The 11,482-nt window shown below is 66.6% G+C and carries 12 protein-coding genes; 9 read left to right on the forward strand and 3 right to left on the reverse strand.

The window, feature by feature from the left end; all coding sequences use genetic code 11:
- Window positions 1–2 precede the first annotated feature (2 nt).
- Window positions 3–467, reverse strand: coding sequence for a DUF4190 domain-containing protein (locus tag AAHH99_RS17170; RefSeq protein WP_418769806.1), 465 nt, complete (start codon window positions 465–467; stop codon window positions 3–5).
- A 4-nt stretch (window positions 468–471) separates the two neighbouring features.
- A complete protein-coding gene (locus AAHH99_RS17175) occupies window positions 472–1,128 on the reverse strand; it encodes a DUF4190 domain-containing protein (RefSeq protein ID WP_418769807.1) in 657 nt (218 codons plus the stop codon).
- A gap of 106 nt (window positions 1,129–1,234) precedes the next feature.
- Here AAHH99_RS17175 and AAHH99_RS17180 point away from each other — a divergent pair, with 106 nt between their 5' ends.
- From AAHH99_RS17180 to AAHH99_RS17205, 6 genes are all read left to right on the forward strand, one after another.
- Window positions 1,235–1,759 carry a general stress protein gene (locus AAHH99_RS17180; RefSeq protein ID WP_418769808.1) on the forward strand — a complete coding sequence of 175 codons (525 nt, stop codon included), beginning with the start codon at window positions 1,235–1,237 and terminating at the stop codon, window positions 1,757–1,759.
- A gap of 191 nt (window positions 1,760–1,950) precedes the next feature.
- Window positions 1,951–3,354 (forward strand): ABC transporter substrate-binding protein, encoded by a 1,404-nt coding sequence (locus tag AAHH99_RS17185; protein WP_418769903.1) that lies wholly within the window; start codon window positions 1,951–1,953, stop codon window positions 3,352–3,354.
- 74 nt (window positions 3,355–3,428) lie between these two features.
- The gene (locus AAHH99_RS17190; RefSeq protein WP_418769904.1) at window positions 3,429–4,280 is read left to right on the forward strand and encodes a carbohydrate ABC transporter permease; all 852 of its coding nucleotides are present in this window, start codon (window positions 3,429–3,431) and stop codon (window positions 4,278–4,280) included.
- Window positions 4,280–5,116, forward strand: a complete 837-nt coding sequence (locus AAHH99_RS17195; protein ID WP_418769809.1) for a carbohydrate ABC transporter permease — start codon at window positions 4,280–4,282, stop codon at window positions 5,114–5,116. The genes AAHH99_RS17190 and AAHH99_RS17195 overlap by 1 nt, the downstream gene beginning before the upstream one ends.
- 4 nt (window positions 5,117–5,120) lie before the next feature.
- Window positions 5,121–6,338 (forward strand): ABC transporter ATP-binding protein, encoded by a 1,218-nt coding sequence (locus AAHH99_RS17200; protein ID WP_418769810.1) that lies wholly within the window; start codon window positions 5,121–5,123, stop codon window positions 6,336–6,338.
- On the forward strand, window positions 6,335–6,928 hold the full coding sequence (locus AAHH99_RS17205) for a suppressor of fused domain protein (protein ID WP_418769811.1): 594 nt from the start codon (window positions 6,335–6,337) through the stop codon (window positions 6,926–6,928). Before AAHH99_RS17200 ends, AAHH99_RS17205 begins: the two co-directional genes overlap by 4 nt.
- A gap of 69 nt (window positions 6,929–6,997) precedes the next feature.
- Here AAHH99_RS17205 and corA read toward each other — a convergent pair whose 3' ends face one another.
- Window positions 6,998–8,059, reverse strand: a complete 1,062-nt coding sequence (gene corA, locus AAHH99_RS17210) for a magnesium/cobalt transporter CorA (RefSeq protein WP_418769812.1) — start codon at window positions 8,057–8,059, stop codon at window positions 6,998–7,000.
- 188 nt (window positions 8,060–8,247) lie between these two features.
- Between corA and AAHH99_RS17215 the strand changes: the two genes are divergently transcribed.
- From AAHH99_RS17215 to AAHH99_RS17225, 3 genes are read left to right on the forward strand one after another with little or no spacing between them, the layout of a single operon-like run.
- Window positions 8,248–9,237 carry a malate dehydrogenase gene (locus AAHH99_RS17215; RefSeq protein WP_418769813.1) on the forward strand — a complete coding sequence of 330 codons (990 nt, stop codon included), beginning with the start codon at window positions 8,248–8,250 and terminating at the stop codon, window positions 9,235–9,237.
- 49 nt (window positions 9,238–9,286) lie between these two features.
- Window positions 9,287–10,483, forward strand: a complete 1,197-nt coding sequence (locus AAHH99_RS17220; RefSeq protein WP_418769814.1) for an NAD(P)-dependent malic enzyme — start codon at window positions 9,287–9,289, stop codon at window positions 10,481–10,483.
- A 6-nt stretch (window positions 10,484–10,489) separates the two neighbouring features.
- A complete protein-coding gene (locus AAHH99_RS17225) occupies window positions 10,490–11,332 on the forward strand; it encodes a glycine betaine ABC transporter substrate-binding protein (protein ID WP_418769815.1) in 843 nt (280 codons plus the stop codon).
- Window positions 11,333–11,482 lie beyond the last annotated feature (150 nt).

Consider the following 11,482-nt stretch of genomic DNA (forward strand, 5'->3'; position numbering starts at 1 on the left):
GCTCAGACCCACAGCCCTCCGGTGGCGAGCAGGCTCAGGTAAAGCAGTATGTACACGAGGAAGCCTGCGACCGCTAGGCTGCCGATGATCGTGCCCGCCAACGCAATCCCGAAACCGTCCTGTCCGGTGCGCTTGGTTTCGCGCATCGCCATGACACCGAGGATCACCCCGACGATGCACGTCACGCCACAGCAGAACACCCCGACGAGCGAGCACACCAACGCGCAGATCGCCATCCCGTTCGTGCCCGCAGGACGGATCGGCCGGTAGGGGTCGTATCCGTAACCGCCGGGCGGGTAGTAGCCCTGATAGGGGTCCGGAGAAGCCGGGTACGGCGGCGGATAAACCGGCGGGGGCGGCGCCTCGAGCGGCGGCGGCAACCCTGCATCGGTCGGGTAATCCACCGGTGCGAACGGATCGGGTCTGCCGCTGTTGCCGGCGCCCCCGTCCTGATCGCCGCCGCTCACTGTGTCAGGTGCTCAGCATGGCGATGGTGAAGACGATGTTGAGCAACAGCGTCGCGGCACCGACCGCGATGCCCGCGATCGCCAATCCGCGGCCGCCCTCGCCTGAGTTCTTGACCTGGTTCAGCGCCACGATGCCCAGCACGATGCCGATCAGCGAGCCGACACCGCAGAGGACGCCGATCGCCGAGGCCACCAGCGAGCCGATCGCCAAACCGTTGGTTTTGTCCTGCGGCACGCCGTAACCGTCGGCATACCCGGGTGCGCCGTATCCCGGTGCCCCGTGCGGGGGCGGAGCACCGTACGGGGAGGGCGCGCCATAGGGCGGCGGCGGTGGATAGCCCTGGCCGGTGTTGACCGGGTTCGGGTAGGGCGGGGGATATGCCCCAGGTGGCGGGGGTGGGTAAGCGCCGGGCGGTGGCGGATAGGCCCCGGGCGGCGGAGGTGGATAGGCGCCCTGGGGTGGCGGGGGGTAGGCCGGAGGCGGCGGATACCCCGACGACGGGTCGTATGCCGGCGGCGAGCCGTAGGTGGGCGGCTGGTCGGACTCGGACGCGGAACGCTCGATCGGCGGCACCTCGTAGCCGCCGGACGTCTGCTCGGACGCACCCCCGTCGGATTCGGATGGTCCGTTTCGTGCTGCGTCCTCCCCGGGATTTGTCATGCTTGTCAACCTAGCGCAATTCTCGGGCACGATTGCGGCCATCGCGGCGTTGTCCCTTAGGAGACAGCAACTTAACGATTTGCGGCAAAGAGGAGATAGAGGACCGATGACCAGCCCGTTTCAACCTGGAGCAAATCCCGGCGCAACGCCGGGTAGCCCAAATATGGGCCGCGGCCCGGCGGGTCTGCCCACGCCCCCGAAGGGGTGGCCCATCGGTTCGTACCCGACGTACGCCGAGGCGCAACGTGCCGTGGACTACCTGTCGGACCAGGAGTTCCCCGTCCAGCAGGTGACGATCGTCGGCGTCGACCTGATGCAGGTCGAGCGGGTCACCGGTCGGCTGTCGTGGCCGAAGGTGCTCGGCGGTGGTGTCCTGACCGGTGCGTGGCTGGGTTTGTTCATCGGCCTGATTCTCGGGTTCTTCAGCCCCAACCCGTGGGCGGCGCTGGCCACCGGCCTGATCGCCGGTGTGTTCTTCGGCCTCATCACATCGGCGATTCCGTACGCGATGGCGCGCGGCACAAGAGATTTCAGTTCTACGCTGCAACTCGTCGCGGGTCGCTACGACGTCCTGTGCGATCCGCAGAGCGCCGAGCGCGGACGGGATCTGCTGGCGCGCTTGACCATCTGAGGTTCGCGCGCGATCGGTAGCTGAGGCACCATCACCGGCACGGAGAATGCGCAGTTCGCGATTGCGTAACGGTGTGTGACGCGCGCCGTCGAGGTGTTGCAAACCACACGCTTGTGGCAATACGGTTTGCGCGCGGGAGATTCCCGTCGGTGACATCACGCGGACGGAGGCGGGTGGTGCGCTTCCCCAGCATGCGCGGCGGCCCACGACGGATGGGTGCTGCGGCGATTGCTGCGCTGACGACCGCGTCAACGCTGACGGCGTGTGGTTCCGACAGCGGCGGCATCGTCATCAACTACTACACGCCCGCTAACGAAGCGCAGACCTTCACCGCCGTCGCCGAGCGGTGCAACGAACAGCTCGGCGGCCGATTCCGAATCCAGCAGATCAGCCTGCCCAAGAGCGCCGACGATCAACGGCTCCAACTCGCGCGGCGGCTGACCGGAAACGACAGAAGCCTCGACGTCATGGCCCTCGACGTGGTGTGGACCGCCGAGTTCGCCGAAGCCGGTTGGGCGTTGCCGCTATCCGACGATCCGGCCGGCCAAGCCGAAGCCGACGCGAGGGCCAATACGTTGCCGGGCCCGCTCGAAACGGCCATGTGGCAGGACAAGCTGTACGCCGCACCGATCACCACCAACACCCAATTGCTGTGGTACCGAGCCGATCTGATGGCGCAGCCACCGGTGACATGGGACGACATGGTGGCCGAGGCGACGCGGTTGCACGCCGCGGGTGAGCCGAGCTGGATTGCGGTACAAGGGAAGCAATACGAAGGCCTGGTCGTGTGGTTCAACACCCTGCTCGAAAGCGCGGGCGGTCAAGTGCTTTCCGACGACGGCGAAACCGTCACGCTGACCGATACACCCGAACACCGGGCCGCCACCGTCAAGGCGCTGCAGATCATCCGCAACGTCGCCACCGCACCCGGCGCGGACCCGTCGGTGACTCAGACCGACGAGACCACCGCACGGCTGGCGCTCGAACAGGGCAAGGCGGCGCTCGAGGTGAACTGGCCCTACGTGCTGCCGTCGCTGCTCGAGAACGCGATCAAGGGCGGGGTGTCGTTCCTGCCGCTGGACGAAGACCCCTCGCTGGCGGGCAGCATCAACGACGTCGGAACGTTCTCGCCCAGCGACGAACAGTTCGAGACCGCCTTCGAGGCGAGCAGGAAGGTCCTGGGGTTCGCCCTGTATCCGGGCGTGCGACCGGGCGAGGCGGCAAAGGTCACCATCGGCGGCCTCAACCTCGCCGTGGCGAAGACGACGCAGCACAAGGCCGAGGCGTTCGAAGCCATTCGATGCCTGCGCGACGTGGAGAATCAGCGGTACACCTCCGTCGAAGGCGGGCTGCCCGCGGTGCGCACGTCGCTGTACAGCGATCCGGCGTTCCAGGTGAAATATCCTCAGCACGAGATCATCCGCGAACAACTCACCAACGCCGCGGTGCGTCCCGCCACGCCGCAGTACCAAGCGGTTTCCACCCGCATCTCCACCACGCTGGCTCCGATCACCGACATCGACCCGGAGCGCACCGCCGACGAGCTCACCGAGCAGGTGCAGAAGGCCATCGACGGTAAGGGGCTGATCCCGTGACCGCCCCACCGGCGGCCGCGACCGCACCGGCGCCGAGCGCGACCGGAAGCGACGACACCCGCTCGGAACGGAAGCTGGCATTCCTGCTCATTGCGCCGGCTGTCGTGTTGATGCTCGCGGTGACTGGTTACCCGATCGCTTACGCGGTGTGGCTGAGCCTGCAGCGCAACAACATGGCCGCACCCGACGACACCGAGTTCATCGGGTTGGAGAACTACGTCACCATCCTCACCGACCAGTACTGGTGGACGGCCTTTTTCGTCACGCTCGGCATCACCGTCGTCTCAGTGGCCATCGAATTCGTCCTCGGCATGGCGTTGGCGCTGGTCATGCACCGCACCATCTTCGGCAAGGGTGTCGTGCGAACGGCCATCCTCATCCCATACGGAATCGTCACGGTCGCCGCGTCGTACAGCTGGTATTACGCATGGACACCGGGCACCGGATACCTGGCGAACCTGCTGCCCGAGGGCAGTGCCCCACTGACCGAACAGCTTCCGTCGCTGGCGATCGTGGTGCTCGCCGAGGTGTGGAAGACGACGCCGTTCATGGCGCTGCTGCTGTTGGCCGGATTGGCCCTGGTCCCACAGGATCTGCTCAACGCCGCCCAGGTTGACGGCGCAGGCGCCTGGAAGCGGCTGACCAAGGTGATCCTGCCGCTGATCAAGCCGGCGATCCTGGTGGCGCTGCTGTTCCGCACCCTCGACGCGTTCCGGATCTTCGACAACATCTACATCCTCACCGGCGGGGCCAACAACACCGGCTCTGTGTCGATCCTGGGATACGACAACCTGTTCAAGGCGTTCAACGTGGGCCTCGGCTCGGCGATCAGCGTGCTGATCTTCCTGTGCGTGGCGATCATCGCGTTCATCTACATCAAGATTTTCGGTGCCGCGGCGCCGGGGTCCGCCGAGGAGAATCGCTGATGGCTGAGCGGGTCGGTGCGTCGCGGGTGACGGGTTGGACGATCGTCAACGTGCTGGTCGTCGTCTACGCGCTCTTCCCGGTGCTGTGGATCCTGTCGCTGTCGCTCAAGCCGACGTCAAGTGTCAAGGACGGCAAGCTGATTCCCGCCGAGATCACCTTCGACAACTACAAGGCGATATTCCAGGGCAACATCTTCACCTCGGCGCTGATCAACTCGATCGGTATCGGCCTGATCACCACGGCCATCGCGGTGGTGATCGGTGGGATGGCCGCGTACGCGGTGGCGCGCCTCGACTTCCCCGGCAAGCAGTTGCTGATCGGCGTCGCCCTGCTGATCGCGATGTTCCCCCACATCTCGCTCGTCACACCGCTTTTCAACATCGAGCGCGCGGTCGGCCTTTTTGACACCTGGCCCGGCCTCATCATCCCGTACATCACCTTCGCGCTGCCGCTGGCGATCTACACGCTCTCGGCGTTCTTCCGGGAGATCCCGTGGGATCTGGAGAAGGCGGCCAAGATGGACGGTGCGACGCCTGCCCAGGCGTTCCGCAAGGTCATCGCCCCGCTGGCCGCGCCGGGCATCGTCACCGCCGCGATCCTGGTGTTCATCTTCGCCTGGAACGACCTACTTCTCGCGCTGTCGCTGACGGCCACCGAACGCGCGATCACCGCCCCGGTGGCGATCGCGAACTTCACCGGCAGTTCGCAGTTCGAGGAACCGACCGGATCGATCGCGGCGGGCGCGATGGTCATCACCATCCCGATCATCATCTTTGTCCTCATCTTCCAACGACGGATCGTCGCCGGACTGACATCCGGTGCGGTGAAGGGGTAGTTCCATGGCCGAAATTGTGTTGGACCGGGTGACGAAGAGTTACCCCAACGGCGCGATGGCCGTCCACGAGTTGTCGATGACGATCGCTGACGGCGAGTTCATCATCCTCGTCGGCCCGTCGGGATGCGGTAAGTCGACCACGCTCAACATGATCGCGGGCCTGGAGGACATCACCTCGGGTGAACTGCGCATCGGCGGCGAGCGTGTCAACGAGAAGGCCCCCAAGGACCGTGACATCGCGATGGTCTTCCAGTCCTATGCGCTGTACCCCCACATGAGCGTTCGGCAGAACATCGCGTTTCCGCTCACGCTGGCCAAGCTGAAGAAGGACGAGATCGCCCGCAAGGTCGACGAAGCGGCGAAAATCCTGGACCTGAGCGAGCTTCTGGACCGCAAACCGGGGCAGCTCTCCGGCGGTCAGCGACAACGCGTCGCGATGGGCCGCGCGATCGTGCGTGATCCCAAGGCCTTCCTGATGGACGAGCCGCTGTCGAACCTCGACGCCAAGCTGCGTGTGCAGATGCGCGCGGAGATCGCCCGCCTGCAGGACAGGCTGGGTACGACCACCGTCTACGTCACCCACGACCAGACCGAGGCGATGACGTTGGGCGATCGCGTGGTGGTGCTGCTCGCCGGGGTGGCCCAGCAGATCGGAACGCCCGAGGACCTCTACAACCGTCCCGCGAACCTGTTCGTCGCCGGCTTCATCGGCTCACCTGCCATGAACTTCTTCAGCGCGACGATCACCGACGTCGGCGTCCGGTTGCCGTTCGGCGAGGTCACCCTCACCCAGGAGAATTACGACCTGCTGCTTCGGCGCAACGCGCCGAAGAACGTGATCGTCGGCGTCCGGCCCGAGCACTTCGAGGACGCCGCCGTGCTCGACGGGTATGCGCGCATCCGCGCACTGACTTTCGACGTGACGGTGGACATGGTCGAGTCGCTGGGCGCCGACAAGTACCTCCACTTCAAAACCGAAGGCGCCGGCGCGCATTCGGCGCAACTCGCCGAGCTGGCCGCCGAGTCCGGTGTCGGCGAGAACGAGTTCGTGGCACGGGTATCGGTCGATTCGACCGCCAAACAAGGCGACACGATCCAGTTGGCGTTCGACACGTCGAAGCTGGTTGTCTTCGATCCCGAGACAGGCAACAACCTCAGCCTGCCCGAAGCCGATTCGCCTGCCGATTCACCAGCGGGTTCACCCGCGCCGCCGGCCGAGTGATCGACGTCCCCGCGACGGTCCGCACCCACCTGCGCGAGCATTTCGCCGGGCAGGGCATCGATTCCGAGCCCGACGAGGCCAGCGTCACGTTCCTGGGCACCGAGACCATCGACGTGCTGCGCTTCGGGCCGGACCCCGACGGAGTCATGCACTATGCGTCGCTGGGCTGTTCGCGTCATCCGATGTTCGACCCGACCGAAATGGTCACCGACGTCGTGCGCGGTCCGCGCGCGGAGGTGATCGTGGCCCTCCGCGGACCGTCGCCGCGCGGGCTGCACCGGTCGATCGCGATCGTGGCCGCCGCGCCCGCGGTGGAGGGGCTGGTGCTGGCGCCCGATGCGTTGATCGACCTCGAGACACCGCTGTGGGAGAACACGCCGTTCACCGCGTTCTTGTTGAGCGACAGCGAAATCGACGACGTACCGTTGGCCGACCCGCTCGAACCGGTGAAGCTGTTGGCCGCCACGCCGATCACCGCGACTGAAGCCGCATGGGTGCGCCTCAAGGGTGCCGACGCGATGCGTGAGGCGTGGCAGCAGGACGGCGTCGACGTACTCGACCCGGCACGCCCGGCGGCCAAACCGAGCTGAACCCACCGCGCGAAACCGTCTTCCGGAAGAGAATTCGAGAAGGACCTGCGGGGATGCAGTCTCGAGAAGTCACAGCCAGTGGTTGCGCCGGAACGCGCCGAACAACAGACCGCAGATGACCACCATGAACAGCAGCACCGCGGGATAGCCCCACGTCGCCGACAATTCCGGCATGTGCTCGAAATTCATACCGTAAATGCCGGCGATCGCCGTCGGCACCGCGGCGATCGCAACATAGGCCGAGATCTTGCGCATGTCGGTGTTCTGCTGCATGGCCACCTTGCCGACCGCCGCTTGCACGAGCGAGCTGAGCACTTCGTCGAAGCCGGCGATGCGATCGGACGCCTTGATGGCGTGGTCGAGCACATCGCCCATGTACCGCAGGATCTCGACGGAGATCAGGTCGGCGTGCTCAGACCCGAGACTCTGCAAGTCCGTGGCCAATGGGCCCACCGCACGGCGGAGTTCGACCATCTCGCGCTTGAGCAGATAGATGCACTCGATGTCGGTCCGCTTGGTCGGTGAGAAGACGTCCTCTTCCATCGCGTCGATGTCGGTTTCAATCGACTCGGTGACGTCGAGGTAGCCGTCCACGACGTGGTCGGCGATCGCGTGCATCACCGCGTAGGGGCCGAGCTCCAACAGGTGCGGCGAGGCCTCGAGGTGTTTGCGGACCCCGGCCAGTCCGCCGTGTTCGCCGTGCCGCACGGTCACCACGAAGTTGGGTCCGACGAAAATCATGATTTCGCCGGTCTCGACGATCTCGCGTGCGTACGCGATCGACTCGTGTTCGACATAGGTGACCGTCTTGAGGACGAGGAACAAGGTGTCGTCGTACCGTTCCAGCTTCGGCCGCTGGTGTGCGTGCACGGCGTCCTCGACGGCGAGCGGGTGCAGACCGAAAACGTCCGCGACCGTCTGCATCTGACGTTCGTCGGGTTCATGAAAGCCGATCCAGACGAAGGCGTTCCTGCCCTCCCGGCGCAGCTCCTCCACCTTGTCTTGGGCCGCGTCGTGGGTGAAGCTTCCGGGCAGTCGAGTGCCGTCGCAATAGATGCCGCAGTCCACCGTGGCGTGCGCCACGGGCACGCGGACGGGGTCGGCAGCCAGGCCGTCGCGGCTGTTCTTCACGGCCGGACGAAGCGATGGAGGGCCGGACTCAACGACGGCATCGGCGCAGCCTTCCTGAAGGACGCACGCCCGGTTTCGGGCCGTGGTAGATGCTACGCGGCTGTGCGCGTCGGCTGCCTGCTAGTTTCGTTCCCGACGCAATCCGCCCGCGGTGCGGGCAACGTACATCTGTCCAAGGAGCATCTGACGTGAGCACAACTCCCCTCAAGGTCGCAGTCACCGGTGCCGCCGGCCAGATCGGCTACAGCTTGCTGTTCCGCCTCGCGAGCGGATCACTGCTCGGCCCCGACCGGCCGATCGAGCTGCGGCTCCTCGAGATCGAGCCGGCGCTCAAGGCGCTCGAGGGTGTGGTGATGGAGCTCGACGACTGCGCCTTCCCGCTTCTTTCCGGCGTTCAGATCGGCGCCGACGCGAACAAGATCTTCGACGGCGTCAACCTGGCTCTGCTTGTCGGCGCCCGCCCTCGCGGCCCGGGCATGGAGCGCAGTGACCTGCTCGAGGCCAACGGCGCGATCTTCACGGCCCAGGGCAAGGCGCTCAACGAGGTGGCCGCCGACGACGTACGCATCGGGGTGACCGGCAACCCCGCTAACACCAACGCGCTCATCGCGATGTCCAACGCACCCGACATCCCGCGCGAGCGGTTCTCGGCGCTGACCCGCCTCGACCACAACCGGGCGATCAGCCAGCTGGCCCGCAAGACCGGCGCCAAGGTCACCGACATCAAGAAGATGACGATCTGGGGCAACCACTCGGCCACCCAGTACCCGGACATCTTCCACGCCGAGGTCGGCGGCAAGAACGCCGCCGAGGTGGTCAACGACCAGAACTGGATCGAGAACGACTTCATCCCAACCGTCGCCAAGCGCGGTGCCGCCATCATCGACGCCCGCGGTGCCTCCTCGGCGGCGTCGGCCGCCTCGGCGACCGTCGACGCCGCCCGGGACTGGCTGCTGGGCACGCCCGCCGACGACTGGGTGTCGATGGCGGTGTACTCCGACGGTTCTTACGGTGTGCCGGAGGGTCTGATCTCGTCGTTCCCGGTGACGACGAAGGACGGCAACTGGTCGATCGTGCAGGGCCTGGACATCGACGATTTCTCCCGCAGCCGCATCGACAAGACGACGGCTGAGCTCGCCGACGAGCGCAAAGCGGTCACGGATCTCGGCCTGATTTGAGGCAGCGGGCGATTAGGTTACCTACCAGTTCGTCGTTAACCTGGGCGCCGTGTCGCAAGCGGTGAGAGACCTTCCATTGACCGGATCCAATATCGTCCTCAGCGATGAGGAGATCTTCGCTGCCCACGTGGGTGGCAAGCTCTCGGTAGCGCTGAACGCGGCCCTCGACACCGAACGGGCGTTGTCCGTCGCCTACACACCGGGCGTGGCCCAGGTCAGCCGGGCCATCGCCGCGGACCACACGCTGGCCGCCCGCTACACGTGGGCGAGCCGCATGGTGGCGGTGGTCAGCGACGGCAGCGCGGTGCTGGGACTCGGTGATATCGGTCCGGCGGCGTCGCTGCCAGTGATGGAGGGCAAGAGCGCCCTGTTCAAGGCGTTCGCCGACCTCGACTCGATCCCGATCGTTCTCGACACCAAGGACACCGACGAGATCGTCGAGACCCTGATCCGGCTGCGCCCGACGTTCGGGGCCGTCAACCTCGAGGACATCTCGGCCCCGCGATGCTTCGAGATCGAGCGGCGCCTGGTCGAGGCGCTTGACTGCCCGGTCATGCACGACGACCAGCACGGCACCGCGATTGTCGTGCTCGCCGCGCTGCTGGGTGCGGCCAAGGTCGTCGATCGCGAGATCGCCTCGCTTCGGGTCGTCGTCTCCGGCTGCGGCGCGGCAGGCATCGCGTGCGCGAAGATCCTGATGGCGGCGGGCGTCAGCGACATCACGTTGCTCGATTCGCAGGGCATCGTGCACAAGGGCCGCCAGAATCTCAACTCCTACAAGGCCGATCTGGCCGAGTCGACCAATCCGCGCGGGCTGACCGGCGGACTCGCCGAAGCGCTCGACGGCGCCGACGTGTTCCTCGGGCTGTCCGCGGGCGTGGTGCCCGTCGACCTGGTCGCCTCGATGGCGCCGAACTCGATCGTGTTCGCGCTGTCGAACCCGGATCCGGAAATCCACCCCGACGACGCGAGCCGGTACGCGGCCGTCGTCGCCACCGGGCGCAGCGACTTCCCGAACCAGATCAACAACGTGCTCGCCTTCCCGGGCGTGTTCCGCGGTGCGCTCGACGCCGGTGCGTGCCGCATCACCGAGCGGATGAAGGTGGCCGCCGCCGAAGCGATCCTCTCGGTCGTCGGGGACGACCTCGCATCCGATCGCATCGTGCCGAGCGTGCTCGACCCCCGAGTCGCGCCCGCCGTCGCGCAGGCGGTCGCCAGTGCGTCCCGCGACGCGTCGGGAGGCTAGTCGCACGTGGGCCGGCGGTTGGCGCTGGCGCTCGTCGCGGTGCTCGTGGCGAGCACCGCGGCGTGCGGCGAGGACACCGAGCGGCCGTCGATAGCCGTCGGCGCCACAGCCGATCCCGAGTCGACGTTGATCGCCCACCTTTATGCCGCCGCGCTGCGCTCGTACGGCAACCCCGCTCACGTCAAGATCGAGGACGACCCGCTGGCCGGGCTGGACACCGGGTCTGTCCGCGTCGTGCCCGGGTTCACCGGACGGGTGCTGCACAGGTTCAATCCCGAGTCGGCGGCACGCGCCCCGACGCAGGTGTACCGCGAGATGGTCTCCGCGCTGCCCGAGGGCGTCGCCGCAGGGGACTACACCACGTCGGCGGAGGACAAGCCCGCGCTCGCGGTCACCGGGGCGACCGCCGAGAAGTGGGGCGGGCGCGACGTCACCGCCGCGGTGCGCAACTGCGACGGGCTGACCATTGCCGCGGTCGCCGACGCACGCCGTCCGGAGGCGATCGGTACGTGCGAACCTAAGGTGACCGAATTCCCCGACAGTGACGCGGCTTTCGATGCCGTGCGCTCCGGCCGCTTCCGCGCCGCGTGGACGACGACCGCGGCTCCGGGCATCCCGCCCGAACTGGTGATGCTGTCGGATCGCACGTCGCTGATCCGCGCGGAGAACCTGGTGCCGCTGTCTCGCCGCAACGGGCTCAACGAGTCACAGGTGCTCGCGCTCAACGAGGTGGCCGGCGTGCTGGACACCGCGGCGTTGGCCGAGATGCGCGCCGAGGTCGCCGACGGCGCTGATCCAGGCCACGTGGCCGATGCGTTCCTCGCCGAACACCCCCTCGGCGACTCGTAGACGTTCGAAAGTGCCGCGAGCGGGCGTAGTAAGAGGCTGTGTTTCGCGTTGATGGTGATTTCGCCGTAGACGAGGACGTCCTCCTGCTGTTGTTAACGGGCTTGGTGTCCCAACAACAACGAGGAGGACGTCGTGGTTCACAGTAGTGGT

Origin of the sequence: Mycobacterium neumannii, assembly GCF_048452905.1 — a bacterium.
Taxonomy (GTDB): domain Bacteria; phylum Actinomycetota; class Actinomycetes; order Mycobacteriales; family Mycobacteriaceae; genus Mycobacterium; species Mycobacterium neumannii_B.

Bases quoted from the DNA above. Each gene is read 5' to 3' on its own strand.
- AAHH99_RS17180 (WP_418769808.1), top strand. From the start codon at position 1,235: ATGACCAGCCCGTTTCAACCTGGAGCAAATCCCGGCGCAACGCCGGGT.
- AAHH99_RS17175 (WP_418769807.1), bottom strand. From the start codon at position 1,128: ATGACAAATCCCGGGGAGGACGCAGCACGAAACGGACCATCCGAATCC.
- AAHH99_RS17195 (WP_418769809.1), top strand. From the start codon at position 4,280: ATGGCTGAGCGGGTCGGTGCGTCGCGGGTGACGGGTTGGACGATCGTC.
- AAHH99_RS17200 (WP_418769810.1), top strand. From the start codon at position 5,121: ATGGCCGAAATTGTGTTGGACCGGGTGACGAAGAGTTACCCCAACGGC.
- AAHH99_RS17185 (WP_418769903.1), top strand. From the start codon at position 1,951: ATGCGCGGCGGCCCACGACGGATGGGTGCTGCGGCGATTGCTGCGCTG.